The organism is Massilia sp. Soil_C_3 (assembly GCF_057657035.1).
Window position 1 is genome coordinate 131,523 of the sequence record NZ_JBDGJG010000007.1, and the last position, 22,920, is coordinate 154,442.

Annotated in this window: 21 protein-coding genes; 4 read left to right on the plus strand and 17 right to left on the minus strand. The window is 67.1% G+C overall.

The genetic code is table 11. The annotated features are described in order from the left end of the window. The first annotated feature begins 30 nt into the window (after positions 1 to 30). Complete coding sequence (locus AC3A6F_RS15770) at positions 31 to 486, plus strand: putative toxin-antitoxin system toxin component, PIN family (RefSeq protein WP_487682304.1); 456 nt, start codon at positions 31 to 33, stop codon at positions 484 to 486. A gap of 30 nt (positions 487 to 516) precedes the next feature. Then, a complete protein-coding gene (locus tag AC3A6F_RS15775) occupies positions 517 to 1,674 on the plus strand; it encodes a pyridoxal phosphate-dependent aminotransferase (protein ID WP_487682306.1) in 1,158 nt (385 codons plus the stop codon). A gap of 3 nt (positions 1,675 to 1,677) precedes the next feature. Here AC3A6F_RS15775 and AC3A6F_RS15780 read toward each other — a convergent pair whose 3' ends face one another. The 17 genes from AC3A6F_RS15780 to AC3A6F_RS15860 form a co-directional block, all read right to left on the minus strand. After that, positions 1,678 to 2,154, minus strand: a complete 477-nt coding sequence (locus AC3A6F_RS15780) for a hypothetical protein (RefSeq protein ID WP_487682308.1) — start codon at positions 2,152 to 2,154, stop codon at positions 1,678 to 1,680. A 140-nt stretch (positions 2,155 to 2,294) separates the two neighbouring features. After that, positions 2,295 to 3,626, minus strand: a complete 1,332-nt coding sequence (gene paeA / locus AC3A6F_RS15785; protein ID WP_487682310.1) for a polyamine export protein PaeA — start codon at positions 3,624 to 3,626, stop codon at positions 2,295 to 2,297. A 99-nt stretch (positions 3,627 to 3,725) separates the two neighbouring features. Then, positions 3,726 to 4,490 (minus strand): AAA family ATPase, encoded by a 765-nt coding sequence (locus AC3A6F_RS15790; protein WP_487682312.1) that lies wholly within the window; start codon positions 4,488 to 4,490, stop codon positions 3,726 to 3,728. After that, positions 4,487 to 4,837 (minus strand): translation initiation factor Sui1, encoded by a 351-nt coding sequence (locus tag AC3A6F_RS15795; protein ID WP_487682314.1) that lies wholly within the window; start codon positions 4,835 to 4,837, stop codon positions 4,487 to 4,489. Before AC3A6F_RS15795 ends, AC3A6F_RS15790 begins: the two co-directional genes overlap by 4 nt. Beyond that, entirely contained in the window at positions 4,827 to 5,024 is a 198-nt protein-coding gene (locus AC3A6F_RS15800; protein WP_487682316.1) for a type II toxin-antitoxin system antitoxin, read from the minus strand. The genes AC3A6F_RS15795 and AC3A6F_RS15800 overlap by 11 nt, the downstream gene beginning before the upstream one ends. A gap of 12 nt (positions 5,025 to 5,036) precedes the next feature. Continuing rightward, positions 5,037 to 5,933, minus strand: coding sequence for an SPFH domain-containing protein (locus AC3A6F_RS15805; protein WP_487682318.1), 897 nt, complete (start codon positions 5,931 to 5,933; stop codon positions 5,037 to 5,039). Positions 5,934 to 6,016: 83 nt separating this feature from the next. Then, the gene (locus AC3A6F_RS15810; RefSeq protein ID WP_487682320.1) at positions 6,017 to 7,336 is read right to left on the minus strand and encodes a TonB C-terminal domain-containing protein; all 1,320 of its coding nucleotides are present in this window, start codon (positions 7,334 to 7,336) and stop codon (positions 6,017 to 6,019) included. A gap of 80 nt (positions 7,337 to 7,416) precedes the next feature. Further along, entirely contained in the window at positions 7,417 to 8,433 is a 1,017-nt protein-coding gene (locus AC3A6F_RS15815) for a tetratricopeptide repeat protein (protein ID WP_487682321.1), read from the minus strand. A 10-nt stretch (positions 8,434 to 8,443) separates the two neighbouring features. Then, positions 8,444 to 9,334, minus strand: coding sequence for an ExeA family protein (locus tag AC3A6F_RS15820; RefSeq protein WP_487682323.1), 891 nt, complete (start codon positions 9,332 to 9,334; stop codon positions 8,444 to 8,446). Continuing rightward, positions 9,334 to 11,139: a pilus (MSHA type) biogenesis protein MshL gene (gene mshL / locus AC3A6F_RS15825; protein ID WP_487682325.1), complete on the minus strand. Its 1,806-nt coding sequence runs from the start codon at positions 11,137 to 11,139 to the stop codon at positions 9,334 to 9,336. Before mshL ends, AC3A6F_RS15820 begins: the two co-directional genes overlap by 1 nt. A gap of 14 nt (positions 11,140 to 11,153) precedes the next feature. After that, complete coding sequence (locus AC3A6F_RS15830; protein WP_487682327.1) at positions 11,154 to 11,513, minus strand: hypothetical protein; 360 nt, start codon at positions 11,511 to 11,513, stop codon at positions 11,154 to 11,156. Next, positions 11,498 to 12,172 carry a hypothetical protein gene (locus tag AC3A6F_RS15835; protein ID WP_487682329.1) on the minus strand — a complete coding sequence of 225 codons (675 nt, stop codon included), beginning with the start codon at positions 12,170 to 12,172 and terminating at the stop codon, positions 11,498 to 11,500. The genes AC3A6F_RS15830 and AC3A6F_RS15835 overlap by 16 nt, the downstream gene beginning before the upstream one ends. A gap of 8 nt (positions 12,173 to 12,180) precedes the next feature. Continuing rightward, positions 12,181 to 12,828: a hypothetical protein gene (locus AC3A6F_RS15840; RefSeq protein ID WP_487682331.1), complete on the minus strand. Its 648-nt coding sequence runs from the start codon at positions 12,826 to 12,828 to the stop codon at positions 12,181 to 12,183. Next, complete coding sequence (gene pilM, locus AC3A6F_RS15845) at positions 12,825 to 13,757, minus strand: type IV pilus biogenesis protein PilM (RefSeq protein ID WP_487682333.1); 933 nt, start codon at positions 13,755 to 13,757, stop codon at positions 12,825 to 12,827. Before pilM ends, AC3A6F_RS15840 begins: the two co-directional genes overlap by 4 nt. 195 nt (positions 13,758 to 13,952) lie before the next feature. Then, positions 13,953 to 14,432 (minus strand): type II secretion system protein, encoded by a 480-nt coding sequence (locus tag AC3A6F_RS15850; protein ID WP_487682335.1) that lies wholly within the window; start codon positions 14,430 to 14,432, stop codon positions 13,953 to 13,955. Between the two features lie 198 nt (positions 14,433 to 14,630). After that, positions 14,631 to 15,863, minus strand: coding sequence for a type II secretion system F family protein (locus tag AC3A6F_RS15855; protein WP_487682337.1), 1,233 nt, complete (start codon positions 15,861 to 15,863; stop codon positions 14,631 to 14,633). Between the two features lie 10 nt (positions 15,864 to 15,873). Next, positions 15,874 to 17,577, minus strand: coding sequence for a GspE/PulE family protein (locus tag AC3A6F_RS15860; protein WP_487682339.1), 1,704 nt, complete (start codon positions 17,575 to 17,577; stop codon positions 15,874 to 15,876). 301 nt (positions 17,578 to 17,878) lie between these two features. Between AC3A6F_RS15860 and AC3A6F_RS15865 the strand changes: the two genes are divergently transcribed. After that, positions 17,879 to 21,967, plus strand: coding sequence for a response regulator (locus tag AC3A6F_RS15865; protein WP_487682341.1), 4,089 nt, complete (start codon positions 17,879 to 17,881; stop codon positions 21,965 to 21,967). Beyond that, positions 21,964 to 22,917 carry a diguanylate cyclase domain-containing protein gene (locus AC3A6F_RS15870; RefSeq protein ID WP_487682343.1) on the plus strand — a complete coding sequence of 318 codons (954 nt, stop codon included), beginning with the start codon at positions 21,964 to 21,966 and terminating at the stop codon, positions 22,915 to 22,917. The genes AC3A6F_RS15865 and AC3A6F_RS15870 overlap by 4 nt, the downstream gene beginning before the upstream one ends. Positions 22,918 to 22,920: the final 3 nt, after the last annotated feature.

Below are 22,920 nucleotides of genomic sequence, written 5' to 3' on the forward strand. Positions count from 1 at the left end.
ACAGAAAATTTCCACAAATAAACAAGCTACATGATAACCGTTCCAGCCCAACCTATCGTCATCGACACCAATGTCTTGCTCGACCTGTTCGTGTTCCACGACCCGCGCTGGGCCGAGCTGCTGGCCGCCATCGAGGCGAAACAGGTCGACGCGATCACGCGCGCCGAATGCCGCGACGAATACCTCGCCGTGTTGCGCTACCCGCACCTGCCGCTGGACGAAGCGGGCCGCGAGCAGGCTGCCGCTCGCTTCGACACCCTGCTGCGCCTGGTCGCACCGGAGTCGAAAGCGATCCGCCTGCCGGTCTGCACCGACCGCGACGACCAGAAATTCATGGAACTGGCGCGCGACGCCGGCGCCTCGGTCCTGATCAGCAAGGACAAGGCCTTGCTCAAGCTGGGCCGCAAGACGGCGCAGGCCGGCCTGTTCCGCATCATGCTGCCCGAAGCCTGGCTCAAGGCCAGGGCCGAAGGCACGCTAGAATAAGAACGTTTTCTTCACGATCCGCCTACGCCCATGAGCCTTCCTCCGCTAGTCTCCCGCCTGCCTCAAGTGGGCACCACCGTGTTCACCCAGATGTCGCAGCTGGCGCTCGAGCATGACGCCGTCAACCTCGGCCAGGGCTTCCCCGACTTCGCCTGCGACCCGAAGCTGGTCGACCTGGTGGCCGAGGCGATGCGCGCCGGCCATAACCAGTACGCGCCCATGACCGGCATGCCGGTGCTGCGCCAAGCGATCGCCGCCAAGATCGAGGCGAGCTACGGCCACCACTATGACGCCAATACCGAGATCACCGTCACGGTCGGCGCCAGTCAGGCGATCCACACGGCGATCCTGGCTGTCGTGCATCCGGGCGACGAAGTGATCGTCATCGAGCCGGCCTACGACTGCTATGCGCCGGCGATCGTGCTGGCCGGCGGCGTGGTGGTGCCGGTGGCAATGCGCTTCGACGACGCCGGATTCAGCGTGCCATGGGACGCGGTACGGGCGGCGGTCACGCCGCGCACGCGCATGATCGTCGTGAATACGCCGCACAATCCGACCGGGACCATCCTGCGCCAGGCCGACCTCGATGCGCTGGCAGCGATCGTCGACGGCACGCCGATCCTGGTGCTGTCCGACGAAGTCTACGAGCACATGGTGTACGACGGCGAGCCGCATGCATCAGTCTCGCGTGACCCAAGGTTGGCCGAACGCGCTTTCGTGGTGTCGAGTTTCGGCAAGGCCTTCCACGTCACCGGCTGGAAGATCGGCCACGTGGCAGCGCCAGCGGCCCTGATGACCGAATTCCGCAAGGTCCACCAATACAATGTGTTCTGCGTCACAGCGCCGATGCAGCATGCGATCGCGGCCTATCTGCAAGACCCGGCGCCATGGCGCGACCTGCCCGCCTTCTACCAGGCCAAGCGCGACCTGTTCCGCGCCGGCCTGGCCGGCTCGCGCTTCACGTTGCTGCCATCGGATGGGACGTATTTCCAGTGCGTGCGCTATGACGCCATCTCGGACCAGTCAGAGGCGGATTTCGCGCGCTGGCTGACCACCGAGATCAAGGTGGCGGCGATTCCGGTATCGGCCTTCTACGGCCAGCCGAAACAATTGCGGGTGGTGCGTTTCTGCTTCGCGAAGAAGGACGAGACGCTGCAACTGGCGTTGTCGCGCCTCGGCCGCCTGTAGAAATCAGTAGCCGCGCTGCGGCTTGGTGGCCATCGCCACGATCGCAGCGCCAGCGGCCACGATCAGCGCATCCTCGATCAAGCCGCTCTTGGTCTGGCCGATGCGCGCCATCGCCTGCTTGCGGCCGGCCAGGGTCAGGTAAGCCAGCGGCACCGCGGTGGCCACCGCGGCCGCGGCGCCCGCCTTTTCCCTTCCCTTCGGCGCCAATGCCGCGCCGGCGATCCCCGCGCTCATCACGCGCGCCAGCAGTCCCAGAAAGACGGTGCGGTCGGGTGCGCTCTTCATCTTGTCGCCGAACAGCTCGCCGACGCCCATCGCCAGCGCGCCATATTTGAAGGTCGGACGGTCCAGCAGGAACAGTTCGCCCGAGGTGCCGCGGCCGGCCAGGCGTGCGGTGGCGATGGTGGCCATGGGCGTCATCGAGCGCGCGCTGGCGACGGCGCCGATCAGGATCGAAGAAAGCAGGTTGCGGATAGACATGTAGGGGGCTCCTGTAGGTTGGAAGCGGCTCGCTTCAAGGAGCGAGCCGGATCATCACAGGCTACCAAAGCGCCCGATATATTGACGCACGGCTCAGCCGCACGCCAGGCGAGCCCTTAGTCGAGCCCTTAGTCGAGCCCTTAGTCGGTCAGCGAACTCACCGACAGCGGCGCCGTATCGGCGCGTTCCAGGCGCTTCACCAGCAACTGGTCGATCCGGTAGTGATCGACGTCGACCACCTCGAAGCGCATGCCTTCGTGTTCGACGCTGTCGGTCGGCTTGGGCACCTTGCGCAGCATATACATCATGAAGCCGGCCGCCGTTTCGTAGCGCTCTTCCTCGGGCAAGGACTGCAGGTCGAGCACCCGCTTCATGTCGGCCACCGGTGTGCTGCCGTCGATCAGCCACGAGCCATCGTCGCGCTGCAAGGTCTGCTGGTCGGCTTCGAGCGGACTGCCCCAGCGACCCATGACGGTGACCATGATATCGCTCAGCGTGATCACGCCGACCACGAAGGCGTATTCGTTGATCACGATCGCGAAGGTTTCCTTGCTCGATCGGAAGCGGTCGAGCATCTCGGACAAGGTCAGGCTGTCCGGGATCATCAGCACCGTGCGGATGGTCAGTTCGCTCAGCTGGAACTTGGTCTGCTTGCTCAGCAGGCGCACCAGGATGTCGCGCGTGTCGACATAGCCGACCACGCGGTCGATCACGCCGTCGCACACCGGGAACTTCGACAGCGAATGATTGGCGATCTTCTGGCGGATGCTTTCCTCGGGCTCAGTCAGGTCGAAGAACACCACGTTCTCGCGGGTCGTCATGGTCGACGTCACCGTGCGCGATTCGAGCTCGAACACGTTCTCGATGAAGTGCTGCTCCTGCTTCTGCAAGACGCCGGCCTGGGCGCCGGCTTCGACCACGGCCGAGATCTCGTCGAAAGTGATGCGGTCTTCGCGCGTCATGTCGACCCCGAACAGGCGGAACAGCATATTGGCGATCTTGTTCAGCACCCAGGAAAATGGACTGAACAGGCGGATCACGAACAGCACCGGGCGAATTACCGCCATCGCCGTGGTTTCGGGCGCGATCATCGCCAGGCGCTTGGGCATCAGGTCCGAGAACAGCACGAACAGGGTCGTGACGAACACGAAAGAAAGCGCGAAGGCCACGTTGTCGCGGCCCGGGCCGCTGTAGAACAGCGATAGCCAGTCCAGGAAGAACGGCCGCAGGGCGCCCTCGCCCAGGATGCCGCCGAGGATGGCGATCGCGTTCAGGCCTAGTTGCGAGACGGCGAAGAAGTCGGCCGACTGGGCCTGCAGCGCCATGACCTTCTGGGCGCGCTCGTCGCCCGCCTGGGCCAGCAGTTTCAGCTTGATCTTGCGTGCGCCCGCGAGCGCGATCTCGGTCAGCGACAGGAAGCCGGCCGCCAGCACCAGGAGCGCCAGGACAGCCAAATGTTCGAACAGATTCATGGGACACCCGGGGTTTATTATTTGGGTCGCTTAGACCGGGGGAATACGCGCTGGCTGCATGCTACACCAGCAATCATGCCACTTTAGCACATGGCTGCCCTAGCGCCCGTCGCGCGTCCGGTCCAGCAGGATGTCGACCATGCGCTCGGGGTTCACCACGAAGTCGTGCATGACCTGGAAGTGCTCGGTGTCTTGATAATGCACGCGCTGGATGCCTGCCGCCGAACATTCATACACCCAGGCATCCGGATAGGCCATCAGGATCGGCGAATGGGTGGTGATGATGAACTGGGAATCGTCGTTGGTCAGTTCGTGGATCCGGCAGAGCAGCGCCAGCTGGCGCTGGGGCGACAGCGCGGCTTCCGGCTCGTCGAGCACGTAGAAGCCGCGGCCTCCGAAGCGGTTCATCACCAGGGCCCAGAACGATTCGCCGTGCGATTGCTCGTGCAGGGATTTGCCGCCGTAAGAGTCAACGATACGCGGCGCGCCGGAGGGTTCGCGATCGAGGTGCTCGATCTCGGTGGCCAGGTTGAAGAAGCTTTCGGCGCGGAAGAAGAAGCCATCCCTGGGTCGTTTGACGCCCTTCGACAGCCGGATGTATTCGTGCAGGGGCGAGTGCGACTGGCGCGTATTGAAGCCGAAGTTCCTGGTGCCGCCCTCCGGATTGAAGCCGTAGGCGACGGCGATGGCTTCCAGCAGCGTCGACTTGCCCGAGCCGTTTTCGCCGACGACGAAGGTCACCTTCGGATGCAGTTCAAGGGTACCAAGGTGGCGCACCGCGGGCAGGCAGAACGGATACCCGTCGAAGCTCGCGACCTGGTCGGCCTTCAGGGCTACCCGCGAGACGAATTGTTTGGAGATCATGCCCGCTTCGGCGCGTGGCCCAGCGTCGTCAAGGTGTCGATCACCAGGTCGCAATGGTCTCCCTGTACTTCGATCACGCCATCCTTGACGGTGCCGCCCGAACCGCAGGCCGTGCGCAACTGCTTGCCCAGCAGCGCCAGCGCGAGCGGGTCGAGCGCGACGCCCTTGACGAGGGTGACCGTCTTGCCGCCCCGCCCCTTCGACTGGCGCGACACCCGCACCACGCCGTCGCCGACGACAGGCGCCCTGGCCGAACAGGCGCAGGCGGCGACCGGCTGCCGGCATTCGGGGCACATGCGCCCGCTCTCGGTGGAATACACCAGGCCACCGTTCGAACTATGTTTCATCTTGCCCTCCACTATCCTTGCTCTTCGCTTCCCTGACTTTCACGCCGCGGCGGGCCAGGCTCTCGCGTAGCAGGAACTCGATCTCGGCGTTCACGCTGCGCAGGTCGCGCGCCGCGAGACGCTGCAGCTCTTCCCACAGGGCGGGATCGATCCGCAAGGGGAACGCTTTTTTGCCCGGACTTGCCATGCTGTTTCGCTGCTAGTTATACAGGGTGCCGGTGTTCACGATCGGCTGGGTTTCCTTGTCCGAGCACAGCACGACGAGCAGATTGCTCACCATTGCCGCCTTGCGCTCGTCGTCGAGTTCGACGATGCCGCGCTCCGACAGGCCCTTGAGCGCCGTCTCCACCATGCTCACCGCGCCATGCACGATTTTAGCGCGGGCGCTGATGATCGCCTCGGCCTGCTGGCGGCGCAGCATCACCTGGGCGATCTCGGCGGCATAAGCCAGGTGGGTCAGCTTGGCGTCCAATACCTCGACGCCGGCCGCCTCGAAGCGCGCCTGCAGTTCGACCTTGAGGGTCTCGGCCACCACGTCCATGCCGGCGCGCAGCGTGGTCTCGCCCGGGGCCAGGTCTTCGCCTTCGTCGTAGGCATACTGCGATGCCAGGTGACGCAGCGCGGCCTCGGCCTGGATCGAGACGTAGCGCTCGAAGTCGTCCACCTCGAACACGGCCTGGGCGGTGTCGCGCACGCGCCAGACCACCGCCGCACTGATCTCGACCGGGTTGCCGCGCTTGTCGTTGACCTTGAGCGTCGGCGCATTGAAGTTACGGGCGCGCAGCGACAGGCGCCGCTTGACATAGAACGGGAAGGCCCAGCGCAGCCCTTCGCTGCGGTCGGTGCCGATGTACTTGCCGAACAGGGTCAGGATCGCGCTTTCGTTCGGCTGCAGCATGTACAGGCCGCCCAGGCACAGCAGACCGGCGAGACCCAGTGCCACCGCGCCGATCAGGAACGAGAGGCCGTCGGACGACTCGGCCATCCTCTTGAGCAGATAGAAGGACGCCAGCAGCAGGACGATCCCGGCGCCGGCCGCCAGGTAGCCGTTTGCCGATGAGAACGCCGATTCGCGGCGCGTGTGTGCTGCATTCATGGTGGACACCCCTCAGTTAAGTAGCATCAAAGTGATATCACTTTAGGATCACTCAGGGTTCTTGTCAAGCAACTTGATGATACTTATTGCAAGCGCACGGCGACGTCGAACAGCCAGGTACGCCGGATCTCGACCACGTCGTACTGTCGCGCCAGCGCCGGCGGAAACGGGCCGTATGGCGCCTGGCTCGCGATGATCTTGCGGATGCCGTCGTCGATCGCCGCCACCCCGCTCGAGGTCTCGAAAGTGATCTTTTCCACGGAACCGTCGGCGCGTACCGCCACCGTCACGACCGGCTGCGTATGCGGCTGCTTCACCGCTTCGCGCACCATGTCCAGGGTCCGGTTCAACTCAATCTTGCGGCCCATGGCTTGCGCATACTGGACCAGGTCCTGGTTGGGATCGGCGCGTCCGAACAGCCAGCCGCGGCGCAGGCCGCTGACCGTGGGCGGCGGCACACCTGGCGCACTGCCGGCGCGGTCGCGCCCGGCGGATTCGCGAGCCAGTTGTTCGGCGATCGCGCGCAGCCGTTCGGCGCGCGGCGCCAGTTGCGCGGCCTGGCCCCGGTCGACAGGTCCCTGCTGCACCGGCGCCTGGCTGGCCTGCGCCTGGGCCTGCGCCTCCGCCTGCCTCGCCCGCTCCTGCTCGCGCTGAGCTTCGTCCAGCCTGGCCTGCTCTTGGCGCGCCTGCTCTTGGCGCGTCTGTTCTTGCTGGATGGCGTCCTGGCGCGCCGCCTCGAGACGCGCAGTCTCCTGCTCGCGTCGCACGGCGTCGAGACGCTCACGTTCAAGACGCTCGGCCTCGATACGCGCCGCAGCAGCGTATTCTTCCTCCAGGCGGGCCAGCGCGTTGCGCCGTTCCTGCTCCTGCCGCGCCGCTTCCCGTCGCTCGGCCGCGATCCGGTCCAGTTCCACGCGCGCGCTTGCCTCGCGTTCGGCCTGCTCGCGCGCGAGCGCGATCAGCTCCACCTGGCGCGACTGCTCCGCGGCTTGCGGGTCCCGCTCAGGTGCGGGTGTGGATTTGAGTTCGGCCTTTGCTGGCGGCGCTGCGGCCGGCTCCTCGCGCGGGGCAGGTGCCGGCGCGGGAGGCGGGAGCGGCCGTGGCGTCACGGCAGGCGCCGGGGGCGTGGCGGGTGCCGCGGATGGCGCAGGCGCCGGCCGTGGCGTCACGGCACGCGCCGGGGGCGTGGCGGGTGCCGCGGAAGGCGCAGGCGCCAGCACGATCTGCAGGTCGCTGGCCGCAAGACGCCGCTCTTCCCATGGAAAGCGCAGGCCCGAAAGCCCGAACACATCCCCTTGGATGGGAATGCTCAACAGCAGCAGGTGGAGCAGCACGGACAGCGATAACGCCATGCGCATGCGCCATGGCGCGGCTGGAGGGACGAACTGCGTTGATGTGACCACGTGACCTTGCGAATAGATGCCAGGAATGAAACGAACCCGGCGATGCTATCACAAGGGCCGCTGTCGCCGCCGGGACTGGATTATCGTTCGAGCTGTCCCAGGCGGCGCTCGACGAAGGCGGCCAGCTCGGGCGACAGCGTCCCGCTGCCAAGGGCTTGCCAGAATGCCGCCATCGCGTCGGGATCGCGCTTCTCGGCCTGCAGCGAAATGCCCAGGCCCATCCACCACACGCCATTGCCCGGCGCGGCTCGCAGCGCGGCCTGGTAGTGCTCGGCCGCTTCGCGATGACGACCTTCGCGCTGCAGCACGCCGGCCAGGAAGGCGTGGTATTCGCCATTGCCGGCCGCATGCGGCAGGGTGCGCATCAGGGTGTCGAGCGCGGGACCGCCCCGCTCCAGCTGCAGGCGCGCAAGCAGCATCGCCATCGACGGTTGACGGGCATCGAGCGCCAGCGCGGCCTGCAACTGGCGTATCGCCTCGTCGGTCCTTCCCGCCTCGATCAGCAGTCCCACCAGCGTCTGGCGCGACGGCTCATGCTTCGGATCGATGCGCAATCCGGCCTGCAGGGTCGCGATGGCCTCGGTCACGCGCCCGTCTTCCAGCACCAGCAGCGCGCGGCGATAGGTGTTTTCGGCGCGCTGCGGCGCCGTCTCGACCCGGCCTTGCGCTGCCGGCGCCGGCGCCGGCTTGGGTGGCGCCGGCTTGGGTGGCGCCGGCGCTGGCTTCGACGGTGGCGGCGCAGGCTCGGGTTCCGGCTCCGGTGCCGCCACCACCGGCGCCGGCGGAGCGACATCGGCCACCTGCACCGGCGCGGCCGCCGGCATCTCGACGAGCACCGCCTTGGGCGCCGGTGCGGCAGGCGCAACTGGCGCCGCCGCGGCCACCGCTACTGGCGGCGGCTGTTCGCCCGCCATCCGCCAGCCGATCACGCCGGCCGCGGCGACGGCGATCACTGCCCCAGCCGCCAGCGCGCCACGCAGCCACTGCCTGCGCGGCTCGGGCGCCGGCGGCAAGCGCACGTCGGCCGGCAGCGGCGTAGCGCCGGGCTGGCCGGCGCGCGCATCGAGGTCTTGCAGCATCTTGTTAATCAGGCTCATATAATCAGGCTCATAGCGAGATCGCCCAGGCCAGGGCCGCCGCCGCGCCGGCGACGACGGCGCCACCGGCGAGCCAGGTCCAGATCGTGCGCGTCACGCCCACCGTATCGCGCGCGGCGATGGCCACGTGGCTACCGGCCACCTGCTGCTTGCCCTGGCCGTAGCTGAGCATCAGCGCCTTGTGCGCCATGATGTTGACCAGGCGCGGCACGCCGCCGCTGGCTTTATACAGGCCGCGGATCGCCGCGCCCGTGAACAGGCGCGCGCCATCGAAGCCGGCCACGCGCAGGCGGTGCGCCACGTAGAAATCCAGGTCGTCGCGGCTCAGGGGGCCGAGGTGGTAATGAAAGGTGATGCGCTGGGCCAGCTGGCGGATCGCGTCGAGTTCGAGCTTGCGGTTCAGTTCCGGCTGGCCGAACAGGACGATCTGCAGGAGCTTCCTCTTCTCGGTCTCGAGATTGGTCAAGAGGCGCAGCGCCTCCAGGCTCTCGACCGGAATCGCCTGCGCCTCGTCGAGGCACAGCACCACGCGCAAGTCCTGGCCGGCCAGCTCGAGCAGGCGCAGGTTGATCGCCTTGAGCAGCTGGTGCTGGTCGACGTCGCGCTCGAGCGGGATGGCCAGTTCGTCGGCCAGCGCCAGCATCAGGGTACGCGGCTCCAGGTAGGGGTTCGGGATATAGGCGGTGACGAAGCCCTCTCCCAAGGTGGCCATGAACTTGCGGCACAACAGCGTCTTGCCGGTGCCGACTTCGCCCGTGATCTTGATGAAGCCTTCGCCGCCGCGGGTCGCCACCAGCAGCGTATTGAGCGCTTCCTGCGAGCGCGGGCTGCCGAAGAAGAAGCTGGTGTCGGGCGTGATCCCGAACGGCAGCTCGCGCAGCCCGAAGTGCGTCGCGTACATCAGTCCGCGCCCAGAGTGCGGCCGCGGCTGCGCGGGTCGAGCTGTTCGATGCGGCGGCTGGCGTCGAGCATGTCCTGGCTCCAGTCGCTCGCCCCTTCGACGATGGTCGGCTTGATCAGCACCACCAGCTCGCGCTTCTGGCTCATGCGGGCCTTGTTGCGGAACAGATTGCCCAGCAGCGGGATCTTGTCGGCGCCCGGCAGCTGGTCGGTGTCGCCGCTCGAAGCCTGGCGCATCAGGCCGCCGATCGCGACCACCTGGCCGTCGCGGCCGCGCACGATGCTGTCGAGCTCCGAAGTGCTCGACGCCGCCAATGGCAGGCGCAGCGTGCCGCCCGAGCCCAGGTCGACGTCCTTGTTGACGGTCGTGACCTGGCTTACCGAAGGGTGCACGTGCAGCAGGATGTTGCCCTTGTCGTCGATCTGCGGCGTCACGTCCAGCACCACGCCCGAGAAGAACGGCTGCACCGTCACGCTCGGGCTGACGATGGTGCTGTTATTGCTGGTGTTGATGTTGTTGGTGATGCCGGTGACGAAGAATTCGTCGGTGCCGATCTTGAGCACGGCCTTCTGGTTGTTGATCGCCGCGATGCGGGGGCTCGACAACACGTGCACGCTGCCCTGCGACTCCAGGAACGTGATCAGCGCCGCGAAGTTATTGGTCTGGAAGGCGAAGCCGAACAGCGAGCCGGCGGCGCTGGCCGCGTTCGACAGCGAAAAACCGGTGCTGGCCGCCAGGCCCGAACCGTTGTTGATCGGGGCCGGCTGGCCGCCATTGTATGGCAGCGGCGCCAGGTTCGCGCCTGGCGAGATCATGCCGCTCGAGACGCGGTTGGCGGTGCCGCCGCGGAACGAGGCGAACGAGGCCCAGTTGATGCCGCTCTGGAAGCTGTCGGAAAGCTCCACTTCGAGGATCTTCGCCTCCAGGATCACCTGGCGGTCCACCGACAGCTGGGTCGCCTTCAGGTAGGCGTCGACGTTGCGCAATTCGTCGGGCATGGCGCGGATCACCAGCACGCCGGACTGCGGGCTCACCACCACGCTGCGCCCGCCCTCGAGCGTGCCGACGATGGCAATAATCGATTCCTTCAGATCTTTCCAGAAGTCGTTGTCGGAGCGGGTCTGGACGTCGGTGCTGTTGAGCTGGCGCTGGCCGTTCGGGTTGTTGCCGTTCTGGCCGTTCTGGCCGTTCTGGCCGTCCTGGTTGCCGAAGCCCTGCCCCATGCCGCCGCCGTTGTTGCCGCCGTTATTACCATTGTTGCCGGCATCGGCGACCGAGGTCGAGGACACGCGCGTGTTCGACATCCCGCTGCGGCTGGCGGTCAGGTAGTTCACCTGGAACATGCGGGTCTGCATGGTCAGCGGGCGAATGCTGATGCGCGCGCCGTCGATCCTGTAATCGTAGCCGTACATTTCGCGCACCGCTTCCAGCGTCTCGACCAGGGTCACGTCCTTCAGGTTGGCGCTGATGTTGCCGCTCACGTCCGGGTGCACCAGCATGTTGTAGCGGGTGCCGGCCACGATCGAGCGGAAGAACTGCTGCGCGGGCACGTTGTTGAAAGCGACGTTGAAGCGCTCCTCGAGCGCTGGCCGCGCTTTCGGCAACTGGCTGGCCAGCGTCGCTGCCGGCGGCAGCAATGCATTGGCCACCGCATCGTCGACCGCCGGCCGCGGCGCCGGCTGGCTGCTGGCCTTGGCCATCTCCTGGGCGATGGCGTCGTAGGTGGCGTTCGGCGGGGCGCTCTGGCAAGCGGCCAGCAACAGCGTCGCAGCCAGCACGCAGGGAATCGCGAAAAGCTTGGTCATGATGGATTGCCTTGTCATTTGGCGGCCGGCGTCATGCCCGGCAGCGGCGCGTCCATGCGCAGCACCTGGCGTTCGGCGCCGCGCACCAGCACGACCTCGTTGGCGCTGACGCGCGCCACGCGCGCGCCCTTGAAACGCTCACCCAGGCGCACCGTCTCGCCGTCGATCACGGCCACGTGGCGGCCACCCGCATGGCGCGCGATCAGCACCGACTGCAAGCGCGGCGCATCGTCGGCAGCGGCCAGTTCAGGGGCGATCCGGTCCATGCCCGGCGGCGGACGGGTGGGGTCGAGCAGCGCTTGCGCGGCGGCGGGTTGGGCCAGCGCGAGGCAAGCCAGCGCGGTCAGGAACAGGTTCTTCACAGCTTCATCCATTGTCGGTCCAGGCTCAGGGTATGCAGGGTGAGCGTCAGGCGCGCGGCGGGATACTCCTCCACGTCGAGCTGGGCACGGCCCCAGAACATCCGGGTCGGCATCGCATCGAGTGCGCTCATGTAGTCGATCATGTCGAGATAGTTGCCACGCACCGAGACTTCGATGCCGTGGCGGTACAGTAGTGGCGCGGCGGCCGGTGCGGACGTTGCCGCTGGCGCGGGCGCCTGCTTGTCCGCCAGCGGTTCGACCGGCAAGGTGCGCATCGACACCAGCTTCAGGCGTCCGTTGGCGCGCAGGATGCCGTCGACCAGTGGGCCCATGCGCTCGGGCGGCACCAGGCCGTGCTCGATGGCCAGCAACTGTTCGCCGAGCTGGCCCATTTCCTGGCGCAGCGCATTCAGGCGCGTGCGCGCCGCGGCGTCGGGATCGAGCTGGAAAGCCTGCACGCGGACCGTGATGGCCTCGTCGATCGCCGCCATGTCGGTGCGCTGCTGCGCGATCTGGCTGCGCAGCGTCTCCTGGGCCGCTTCCATCGGCGCCAGCACCAGCGTGTGGCCGGCGAAGGCCAGCAGCGCGCACGCCGCCAGGCATACCAGGCCGCGTTCACGCAGCGACAGCGCATCGATGCGCGCGCGCAGGATCAGGATCCGCTCTTTCATTTGCCCACTCATGGACGAGATTCCTCGGGGACCGACTGCAGGCTGAATTCGATATAGGGCGCAGGGCGCGTGGCCGGCTTGCCGTCGGCGTCCTGCACCTGCAGCGGCGCGGCCTCGCCGATCTGCAGGCTGGCGAAGGATTTACCCTGCATCAGCGGCTCATGGGTCAGGCGATTCAGGTAGCCCGGCACCATGGCCGGATCGACGGTGCGGCCCTTGATGCCGATCTGCGCGCCGCCGGCGCCGACCGTCACGCCGGTCAGCCACAAGCCTTGCGCGCTCTGGCGCGCCAGCGCCTTGAAGTAGCCGGCGAAGCCGCTGGTGTCGCCCAGTTCGCCGCGCGACAGCGCGCCTGAGATGTGGCGCATCGCGGCCAGTTGCGTATTCGCTTGCGCGATCTGTGCGTCCAGCGTGGCGTCCTTCTGGCGCGGCGTGAACTCGCGGTTGGCCGTGGCCAGGCGCGCCTGGCGCTTTTCGAGCTGGGCGGCGCCGCTGCCAGCCTGCTGTTGCAGTTCAGCGGTTTCCATCTTGCCGGCAACGGCGAGGATCGCGATGCCGACGATCACGACGCCCACGGCCAGCGCGACGGTGGCGCTCGACAGCACCTGCTTCTGCGGCTGGAAGGCCGGATTGAACAGGTTGATCTGTTGCTTCATGCGCCCTCGCCTTCGCGCAGCGCGGCGCCGATCGCGAGAAAGAAGCGCTGCTGCTGCGCCTTGTCCGCCAGCTCGGGCACGCGTGACAGGTCGAACAGCGTGGCCAGGTCGAGCGTCTCGACCGGTGTGTACAGATTGCTCGACAGGTATTCGTCCAGGCCGCTCACGGGGGACGGCCCCAGCACCAGCTTGGCGATGCTGATGAAGGAATACTGGCGCTCGAAATGGTCGAGCGAGCGTTGCAGCTCGAGGGTGATCTTGTCGAAACTCTGGTGCTTGCGTTCGTGGTCCGGCTCGAGCAGCTGGGCCAGCGTGACGTCGAAGCGGCGCGACAGGTACAGCTCGCCGCGATAGGACACGGTCAGCAGGCCGCCGTCGTCGCCGAAGGAGAGCATGGCGACGCCGCGGCCTTCGGGTTCGAGCATGACCGATACGTTCCGTTGCGCCATCTCGGGGATGTCGATCGCGTGCAGGTCGACTTTCGCGTCGAGGAACAGCTTCTGGCGCGGCTGGATCACGGTATTGCGGGCGGCGACAGTGAAAATCGATTGCTGGGCGCGCGAATTGGCGTCGAGCGGGATGTCGAGCACGTCGATGGTCGCTTCCGCGGCCGGGAAATCGAGGATGTCTTTCAGGCGCCAGCGGATGGCGGTCTTCATTTCCTCACGCGGCACGTTGGGCGCCTCGACGTTCAGGATCTGGTATTCGCCGCCCGACAGCAAATTGGTGCAGTGGCGCAGATGCGCCTGCACATCACGCCCGGACTTCTCGAGCGCATCGGCGCCGGTCGATCCCGGAAGGAACTGGGCCAGGTGCACCAGCGGTTTGCCGCCCGCGTGACGCTCGACGCTCGCAAGCGCCATGCCATCGCGATGGAATGCCACGGTCAGCCAGCCATCCCTTCTTTTCGCTTTCTTAAACAAACGCATGCAAGCTGCTTCGGTGATCGAACGTTGTCGGCTTCTGAGTACTTGATTATAGACAAGACCCGCGGCCCGGAATCGGAAAAAGTCGCCGATCGGGCACAAGATGGCCGAGGAGTGTGGTCAGAAGGCACCATCCTGCGAACCCTCCATAAACAAAAGGCGCTGCAATGGCAGCGCCCGTCGTGCATCAGGCGAAACTTACTCGCACTTCAGGCCGGTCGCGAGGGCGATGACCGGTGCGGCATTGGCGCTGGCGGCTTCCGTATAAGTGACATGGCAGGTCGTCGCGAGCGCGGACGGCACGCTCTTCGGCGTGATCTTCAGCACGGTACCTTCGTCGGCGATGGTGTAGTCATCGGCGCTCAATCCCGCAGCCGCTGCGAGCTGGGTGGTAGCGTTCGCGTAGCCGGTGGTTCCCATCGGGACATTGATACCGCCTTCGATCTGGAACACGCCATCTTGCGGATTCGGGTTGATCAATGCGCGGCCGTGCAGCATGGCCGAGGTCGAAGCCAGCGAACCCTTGACTGCGTTCAGGCTAGCAATGCGCGCATCGCCGTTCAGGCCCGAAAACTTCGGCAACGCGGTCGCGGCCAGGATACCCAGGATGACGATCACGACGATCAGTTCGATCAGGGTGAAACCACTCTGCGCCGTCTTGTTGAAACTGGTTTTCATTCTTTTTTCTCCGTTACGATGATGGGGACGAGTGGCCGTCCTGCGTAGCATTACCTTGCTGCCCAATTCTACCGTGAGAATCTGCAACTTTGATGTCTTCGCGGCAAAAGGATCGCCTAAAAGCAATGTTTCATTGATGGAATTTTAATTTTCATCAAGCCGATGCGTTCTTTTTGCAACAGCTCACGCCGGTTGCGCCTACTTCGGATGGATCGCCGCCTGTCCCAGGTCCCACATCGGCATGAAGATTCCCAGCGCCAGGACCAGCACCATCGCGCCAAGAAAGGTGATCAGGATCGGCTCGATCTGGCTCGACAAGGTCTTGAGTTCATAGTCGACCTCGCGCTCGTACATCTGCCCGATCTCGTCCATGAGGTCGTCGATCGACCCGGTCTCTTCCCCCACCGCGATCATCTGCAACACGATCGGCGTGAACACATTGGCCGCGGTCGAAGTGCGCAGGATGCTCTCGCCGCGCTCGACGCCGTCGCGCATCTGCTCGATGCGCGAGCTCAGGTAGGCGTTATCGGCGGTCTGCGACACCACGGTCAACGCATGCACGATCGGCACCCCGCTGCGCATCGACAGCGCGAAGCTGCGTGCGAAGCGGGCCATCGTGCCCTTGTGGATGATCTTGCCGGCGATCGGCAGCCGCAGCTTGTAGCGATCCCAGGTCAGGCGCCCTTGCGCAATGCGGGTCCAGGCCCGGAACCCATACCAGCCAAGGATCGCGACACCCGCCAGCGCCGGCCACCACTTGACCGTGAACCCCGACGTCGCCAGCAGGATGCGCGTCATCAGCGGCAATTCGGAGCCGAACGACTTGAACACCGAAGCGAACTGCGGGATGACGAAGATGTTGACCACCACCATGGCGATGACCATCGCGATCACCACGAAGCTCGGATAGCGCAGCGCCGTCTTGACCCGTTCGCGCATGTCGCGATCGAACTCCAGGTGGTCGAACAGGCGCAGGAAGACTTCTTCCAGCCGCCCCGTCATTTCTCCCACTTTCACCATCGACAGGTAGAACGGCGAGAAGCATTGCGGGTGGCGCATCATCGCGCTGGATAATTCGCGCCCGGCGTCGAGCGACTCGCGCAAATCCTTGATCACGCGCGCGAACGATTTGCTGATCGCCGACTCCTGCAACCCGGCCAGGCCGCGCATGATCGGCACGCCGGACTTGAGCAGCGTGTGGATCTGGCGGCTGAACAGCTGCACGTCCATCGACGTGACCTTCTTTTCGAACAGGCGCTCGCGCCATCCCAGGCCGCCAGTGGTCGCGGCCTTGCGCGTGACCGTGATCTCGATCGGCGTGACGCCGCTGCCGAACAGCTGGTCGGCCACGGCGCCGCTGTCGGCGCCTTCGAGCACGCCGTGTACCGGCTCACCGCGTCCATTGCGGCCCTTGTAGGCGAAATATGGCATGGGCTGTTAATCAGTCGTCCATCTGGTTACTGACCCGCATCGCCTCGGCGATCGTCGAGCGCCCCTGCACCGCCAGGTTCACCGCGTGGCGGCGCAAGGTCTCGCCGCGCATCTCGGTGTGGGCAACCTTGAGGAAGTGGCCCGGATCGGGATGGTTGACCGCGTCGGTGACGGCGCGCGTCATCTCCAGCAATTCATAGACGCCGGTGCGGCCGCGATAGCCGGTGCCGTTGCAGTGGGAGCAGCCCTTGCCATGATAGAAGCGCGTGGTCGCGGCATGCTCGCCCAGTTCGGCGCGCAGCCAGTCGGTCTCGTTGGCGGCCGGCTGGTAGTCGACGCTGCAGCTCTCGCAGATCACGCGCACCAGGCGCTGGGCCAGCACCGCCTGCAGCGAACCGCTCACCATATAGCGCGGCACGCCCATGTCCATCAGGCGCAACGGGGTCGACGCGGCATCGTTGGTGTGCAGGGTCGACAGCACCAGGTGGCCCGTCATCGCGGCGCGCAGGCCGATGGCGGCGGTTTCCTGGTCGCGCATCTCGCCGACCAGCACGATGTCCGGATCTTGCCGCAGCGCCGAGCGCAGCACGCGGGCGAACGACAGTTCGATCTTGTCGTTGACCTGCACCTGGTTGATGCCCGACAGCCGGTATTCCACCGGGTCCTCGACCGTGATGAGTTTCTTCTCGACCGAGTTCAGTTCGGACAAGGCGCTGTACAGGGTGGTGGTCTTGCCGCTGCCGGTCGGGCCGGTGACCAGCACCAGGCCGTTCGGCCGGGCGACGATGGCGCGAAAGCGCTCGACCAGGCGCGCCGGCATGCCGATCGCATCCAGCCGCAGGTTGGCACTGACCTGGTTCAGCAAACGCATGACCACCGATTCGCCGTACTGGGTCGGCATGGTCGAGAGTCGCACGTCGATGCGCTGGTTGCGCACCTTGACCGCGAAACGGCCGTCCTGCGGCAGGCGCTTCTCGGAGATGTCGAGGTCGGCCATCAATTTCAGGCGCAGCGCCAGCGGCGTGGCGACCTTGAGGTCGGCCTCGGTCTGCAGGTGCAGCACGCCGTCGATGCGAAAGCGAATCTGCAGCCGCCCTTCCTGCGGCTCGATATGGATGTCGGAGGCGCGCACCTGGGCCGCGTCGTCGAACACCGATTGCAGCAGCTTGACGATCGGCGCTTCTTCGAGCCCCGGATTGGCGGCCAGCGCGCCGAAGTCGATCGAGGCGTCGCCCAGGTCGGCCTCGACCTCGCGTGCCAGGCCGGTGATCTCGCCGGTGCGGCGGTAGATGCGGTCGATCGCCGCCAGCACCTCGGTCTCGTTGACCACCGCCAGCTCCACGCCCTTCTTGATCAGGCGCGCGATCTCGTCATAGGCGAACAGGTCGGTCGGATCTGACACACCGACCAGCATCGTTTCCTTGCGGTCTTCCAGCACCAGCGCGCGGAAACGCCGCGCGGCGGTCTCTGGCAGCAGGCGCACCAGTTCGGCGTTGATGTTATAGAACTTCAGGTTCAGGTAAGGGATGTCGAGCTGGCGCGCCAGCGCGCCCGAAATCTGGTCTTCGGTGACGAAGCCGCTTTCGACGAATACCCGGCCGAGCTTGCGGCCGGTGCGCTTCTGGTCGGCGAGCGCCTGCTGGAGTTGCTCTTCGCTCAACAGTTTCTGCTGCATCAGCACTTCGCCGAGGCGGACTTTCTCTGGCCTTGCCATACCATCCCTTGGGTTAATTCCTGCAAGGAGGATTTTAATGCCTGAAGGAACAATAGTGATTATCGGCATCATGTCGGCTTGCGATTCTGTCTCGGTTTCGCCTCGTTGCCCACACCTGACGGTAACAATCCATCATCGACCGACGTTTATCTGGCATTGCATAAGGACAATATGGCCTGTCTGCTATGTTGCAGAGTGAAGACGATGCACGGCGGCAATTAAAACCGCCGCTATGCGGTATGGATGGGGGCAGCTAACATGGTGCCTGCGTCCATTACCGTGTTGAAACCAGGAGTCGTCTTTGCCGTTTGCCCGTCTTTCGCTGCCCTCGATCCGCGCCAAGCTCTATATCCTGGTGCTGGCATGCGCGTTACCGATCCTGGTCGGCTACGTCGCCCTGGCGCGCGATGCCGCCTTGCGCGAACGCGCCCACGTCGCGCGCGACGCCCAGACCGTGGCCGAGGTGCTGGCGGCGGCAGTCGAGCGCGACATCGAAAGCGGCGAGACCGCGGCCCGGGTCCTGGCCAATACGGCGATGATGGCCCGGGGCGACATGGTCGCTATCCACGAGGTGGCCAAGAGTCTGCTGCGGCCCGACTTCCCGGCCCAGGCGTTCGTATTGAGCCTGCCGAACGGCATGCCGTTGATTAATACCCGCTATCCCATCGGAGTGCAGCTGCCGCGCACCGGCAACGAGGACGACATCCGGCGCGTGGCCGCGACGGGCAACACCGTGGCGTCCGGCCTGCACCGGCTGGACGACGGCGGCCAGTACGCGCTGTCGGTCGAAGTGCCGATCTGGCACGAGGGCGAGGTGCGTTTCGTGCTGTCGGTGCACCTGCGCCCGCGCCGCATGGCCGAGCTGCTCGACAGCCAGCACCTGCCGGAAGGCTGGATCGCCGGCGTCTACGACCGCCGCCTGCTGACCGTCTCGCGCAGCGCCGATGGCGGCCAGCACCTGGGCCTGCCGATGGAAGCCGCGCTGGCCACGGCCGTGGCGCGGGGCGGCGCCGGCACCGTCGAACTGCCGGAGAGTAGTAACGCCCCGGGCTACGCGGCCTTCGCGCGCTCGCCCGAACACGGCTGGGTGGTGACGATTCGCTATCCGTACAACGCGGCCGGCGAACTGCTGGGGCAGTCCATGCCCAAGACGGTGGCCGCGATCGCCGGCCTGCTGGCGATCAGCCTGACGCTCGCATGGGCCCTGGGCGGCTCGATCGCGCGCGCCGTGCAGGGCCTGGCCGGCCCTGCCGAGCAACTGGGACGCGGCGAGCCGCTGGTCTTGCCGCAGTCGGACATTCGCGAGGTGGAGACGGTGGCGCATGCGCTGCGCCAGGTCGACGCCGAGCTGCAGGAATACCGGCGCGGCCTCGAGACGCTGGTAGCCGAGCGCACGCAGGAGCTGGAACGCTCCAAGGCGCAGCTGGAAACGGTGTATGCATCGATCCCCGTCGGCCTGTGTTTCATGGACACCGAGATGCGGGTGGTGATGGTCAACGACTACCTGGCCGACATCAACGGCCGTCCGGCGCGCGACCATGCCGGCCGCAGCCTGCCGGAGCTGCTGGGACCTGCCGGCGAGGAATTCGAAGCGAACTACCGGCGCGTGATCGCCAGCGGCCGGCCGCTGGTCGAGATCGAGGCCACCGGCGACGCCCCATCGGCGCCGGGCAGCGCGCGTCACTGGATATCGAGCTACTTCCCGGTGTATGGGCCCGACCACCAGCTGATGGGCGTGAACGCGGTGGTGCTCGACATCACCGAGCGCAAGCGCCAGCAGCAGCGCGAGCGCGATCACCAGGAGATGTTCCGCGCCCTGTTCGAGGCCGCCGGCGATGCCCACCTGCTGCTGGCCTATGGCGCCAGCTACGTCAGCGCCAACCAGGCGGCGGCCGACCTGTTCGGCTTCGCCAACCCGGCCGCCCTGCTCGAGGAGTCGCCGGCCAGCCTGTCGCCGCTGCTGCAGGCCGACGGCCGCCCGAGCAACGAGGTGGCGATCGAGCACATGCGGCGCACGCTGGACGAGGGCCGGGACGCCTTCGAGTGGCTGCACCTGCGCGCCGACGGCAGCGTGTTCCATGCCGACATCCTGCTGACCCGGGTCGACATCGGCGGCGTCGGCATGATGCAGGCCACGATCCGCGACATCAGCACCCGGGTCGCGGCCGAGGCGGCGTTACGCGCCACCGGCGTCCAGCTCGAGGCGGCGCTGCGGCTGGCCGAACAGGCCAGCCGCGCCAAGAGCGAGTTCCTGGCCAATATGAGCCACGAGCTGCGCACGCCGATGAACGCCATCGTCGGCCTGGCGCGCCTGCTCGAGGAAGGCCAGCTGGGCCAGCGCGAACGCGGCTACGTGGCGCGCATGCGCACCGCCGCCCGCTCACTGCTGGGCATGCTGAGCGACCTGCTCGACTTCTCGCGCATCGAGGCCGGCCAGCTGACCCTGGAGCGCATCCCGCTGCGCATCGACGACATCCTGGCCAGCATCGCGGTGCTGCACGGCCCCGGCGCCTGGGCCAAGGGCGTCGAACTGGCGTTCGCGGTCGATCCCCACTTGCCGGCGCTGCTGCAGGGCGACCCGGTGCGGCTCGAGCAGGTGCTGCTCAACCTGATCGGCAACGCAGTCAAGTTCACCGACCGGGGCGAGATCGTGCTGTCGATCGCGCTGCGCGGCGCAGCCGACGACCAGGTGCGCCTCGCATTCGAGGTGCGCGACACCGGCATCGGCATCGCCCCCGAGGTGCAGGCCGGGATCTTCGAAGTGTTCTCGCAGGCCGACAGCTCGACCGTGCGCAAATATGGCGGCGCCGGCCTGGGCCTGTCGATCGCGCGCCGCCTGGTGGAGCTGGCCGGGGGCGTCTTGCGCCTGGACAGCGTGCCCGGCGCCGGCGCCACGTTCCGCTTCGAACTGTCGTTCCCGGTATTGGAAGCCGCGCCCGAGGCGCCCGCCCTCGAGGACGACGCCTTGCGCGTCCTGGTCGCCGACGACAATGCCAGCGCGCGCGGCGCGTTGGCCACGGCCTGCACCGCCTTCGGCTGGCGTGTGGAGACGGTGCCCGATGGCGATGCCGCCCTGGACGCCCTGCGCCGCAGCCGCTACGACCTTGCCTTCGTCGATCAGGCCATGCCGGGGCTCGATGGTGTGCCGTTGATCTCGGCCGTACGCGCGGCGCAAGTGCACATGCCCCGCCTTTGCCTGCTGGCGCCCGATCCCGACACCGAGCGCTACGTCGAGCTGGCCGATGAACTGGGCGTGGCGGCCGTACTGGGCAAACCCTTTACCCACGCCAGCCTTCACGCGGCCGTGGACCGGCTGCTGGGCGGCGCCGGCGCGCCGCATCCGGCGCCCGCGAGCACGCCGCTGGCTGGCGCCCTGCGCGGCCTGCGCGTGCTGGTGGTCGAGGACAATCCGATCAACCAGGAAGTGGCCAGCTTCATCCTGGCCCACGCCGGCGCCACGTTCGAGATCGCCGCCAACGGCCGCGCCGCGCTGAGCACGCTGCAGGAAGACGCGGCATTCGACGTGGTGCTGATGGACTTGCAGATGCCGGTGATGAACGGCTTCGAGGCGACCGCCGCGATCCGTTCCGCCGGCCTGGACCTGCCGATTGTCGCCATGACCGCGAATGCGATGGACGAGGACCGCCAGCGCTCCCTCGACGCCGGCATGCAGGCGCACCTGTCCAAGCCGGTCGACGTCGACGCGCTGGTCGCGACCCTGTCGCGGGTCACCGAACGTGCACCGCGCACGCCCGCTGACGTCCCCACCCCCACGCTGCCCGCACCGCTGCCGCACCTGCCCGGCATCGACCTGAAGTCGACCCTGCCGCGTTTCGCCGGCAGCGTCGAGCGCTTCTGCGAGCTGTTCATCCGCTACGCCGACGGCCAGGCGCAGACCTTCGGCGAGCTGCGCGCCCATGTCGAGGCCGGCGAGCGCGGCGCCGCCGGCCAGCTGGCGCACCGGCTGCGCGGCGTGAGCGCCAATCTCGGCGCCACCGAGGCAGCCGAGGCGGCCCATGTGCTCGAACAGGCGCTGCGCGACGCCGACGACGGCACGGTGCGCCTGCGCCTGGCCGACCTGGCGCGCGCGCTCGACGCCGTGGCCGCGACCGCGCGCGAGCTGGCGCCCCCAGCCATCCAGGGAGCGGCCCAGGACCTACCCGGCATGGATGAGGGCGCCACGCTGCACGATACACTGGCGCGCCTGCTCCACTTACTGGAGAATAACAATATGAGGGCGATCGCCGCCGAAGCTGCCTTGCGGCCGGCCCTGGCGCTCGATGCCGGGCAGCCAGCCGCAGCCGCGCTGGCCGATGCCGTCGCCACCCTGCGCTTCGACGAGGCGGCGCGCCAGGTGGCAGACCTCATGAAGCGAAAGGGAACCCCGTGAGCTGGACCGAGATGGCACTCAATGGCCGCATCCTGGTGGTCGACGATGCGATGGAAAACATCCAGATCCTGCATGCGGCGCTGCAGGACGAGCAGGAAGTGCTGTTCGCGCTGGACGGCGCCCGCGCGCTCGAGCTGGCGCGCACCCAGCACCCGGACCTGATCCTGGTCGACGCCATGATGCCCGGCATGGATGGCTACGCCGTGTGCGCGGCCCTGCGCGCGGCCCCCGAGACGCGCGACATTCCGGTGATCTTCGTCACCGCGCTCAAGACGCCGGAAGATGAAACCCGCGCGCTGGAGGCCGGCGCGGCCGACTTCATCACCAAGCCGGTCAACGCGGCCGTGGTGCGCGCCCGCGTGCGCACCCAGCTGACCGTCAAACGCCAAGCCGATGCCCTGCGCGCGCTGACCCTGACCGACCCGCTGACGGGCGTGGCAAACCGCCGCGCCTTCGACGAGCGCCTGGAAGCCGAATGGCGCCGCTGCGCGCGCGCCGGACTGCCGGTGGCGCTGATCCTGGCCGACGTCGACCATTTCAAGGCCTATAACGACCATTACGGCCACCAGGCCGGCGACGCCTGCCTGGTGCAGGTGGCGGCGGCGCTGCGGCGCGGCGCCGGCCGCACCCACGACCTGGTCACACGCTATGGCGGCGAGGAATTTGCGATCCTGCTGCCGCAGCTCGACGCGCCCGGCGCCGAAGGCGTGGCGCACCGCCTGTTGGCCGAACTGGCCCAGCTCGGCCTGCCGCATGCGGCGTCGCCCACGGCGCCACACATCACGATGAGCCTGGGGTTGTCGAGCCTGGTGCCGCGCGATGCGCAAGGGGCCAATGTGCTGGTTGCCAGCGCCGACGCCCTGCTCTACCAGGCCAAGGCCGGTGGGCGCAACCAGTACCGGATGGGCGGCATGGGCGCGCTCGGCAACGCCGGCGGCCACGGTTCGTGACGA

What these genes read in the sequence shown, in the direction of transcription:
- AC3A6F_RS15770 (WP_487682304.1), top strand. Translation starts at nt 31, where the DNA reads ATGATAACCGTTCCAGCCCAACCTATCGTCATCGACACCAATGTCTTG.
- AC3A6F_RS15775 (WP_487682306.1), top strand. Translation starts at nt 517, where the DNA reads ATGAGCCTTCCTCCGCTAGTCTCCCGCCTGCCTCAAGTGGGCACCACC.
- AC3A6F_RS15780 (WP_487682308.1), bottom strand. Translation starts at nt 2,154, where the DNA reads ATGTCTATCCGCAACCTGCTTTCTTCGATCCTGATCGGCGCCGTCGCC.
- paeA (WP_487682310.1), bottom strand. Translation starts at nt 3,626, where the DNA reads ATGAATCTGTTCGAACATTTGGCTGTCCTGGCGCTCCTGGTGCTGGCG.
- AC3A6F_RS15790 (WP_487682312.1), bottom strand. Translation starts at nt 4,490, where the DNA reads ATGATCTCCAAACAATTCGTCTCGCGGGTAGCCCTGAAGGCCGACCAG.
- AC3A6F_RS15795 (WP_487682314.1), bottom strand. Translation starts at nt 4,837, where the DNA reads ATGAAACATAGTTCGAACGGTGGCCTGGTGTATTCCACCGAGAGCGGG.
- AC3A6F_RS15800 (WP_487682316.1), bottom strand. Translation starts at nt 5,024, where the DNA reads ATGGCAAGTCCGGGCAAAAAAGCGTTCCCCTTGCGGATCGATCCCGCC.
- AC3A6F_RS15805 (WP_487682318.1), bottom strand. Translation starts at nt 5,933, where the DNA reads ATGAATGCAGCACACACGCGCCGCGAATCGGCGTTCTCATCGGCAAAC.
- AC3A6F_RS15815 (WP_487682321.1), bottom strand. Translation starts at nt 8,433, where the DNA reads ATGAGCCTGATTAACAAGATGCTGCAAGACCTCGATGCGCGCGCCGGC.
- AC3A6F_RS15820 (WP_487682323.1), bottom strand. Translation starts at nt 9,334, where the DNA reads ATGTACGCGACGCACTTCGGGCTGCGCGAGCTGCCGTTCGGGATCACG.
- mshL (WP_487682325.1), bottom strand. Translation starts at nt 11,139, where the DNA reads ATGACCAAGCTTTTCGCGATTCCCTGCGTGCTGGCTGCGACGCTGTTG.
- AC3A6F_RS15830 (WP_487682327.1), bottom strand. Translation starts at nt 11,513, where the DNA reads ATGGATGAAGCTGTGAAGAACCTGTTCCTGACCGCGCTGGCTTGCCTC.
- AC3A6F_RS15835 (WP_487682329.1), bottom strand. Translation starts at nt 12,172, where the DNA reads ATGAAAGAGCGGATCCTGATCCTGCGCGCGCGCATCGATGCGCTGTCG.
- AC3A6F_RS15840 (WP_487682331.1), bottom strand. Translation starts at nt 12,828, where the DNA reads ATGAAGCAACAGATCAACCTGTTCAATCCGGCCTTCCAGCCGCAGAAG.
- pilM (WP_487682333.1), bottom strand. Translation starts at nt 13,757, where the DNA reads ATGCGTTTGTTTAAGAAAGCGAAAAGAAGGGATGGCTGGCTGACCGTG.
- AC3A6F_RS15850 (WP_487682335.1), bottom strand. Translation starts at nt 14,432, where the DNA reads ATGAAAACCAGTTTCAACAAGACGGCGCAGAGTGGTTTCACCCTGATC.
- AC3A6F_RS15855 (WP_487682337.1), bottom strand. Translation starts at nt 15,863, where the DNA reads ATGCCATATTTCGCCTACAAGGGCCGCAATGGACGCGGTGAGCCGGTA.
- AC3A6F_RS15860 (WP_487682339.1), bottom strand. Translation starts at nt 17,577, where the DNA reads ATGGCAAGGCCAGAGAAAGTCCGCCTCGGCGAAGTGCTGATGCAGCAG.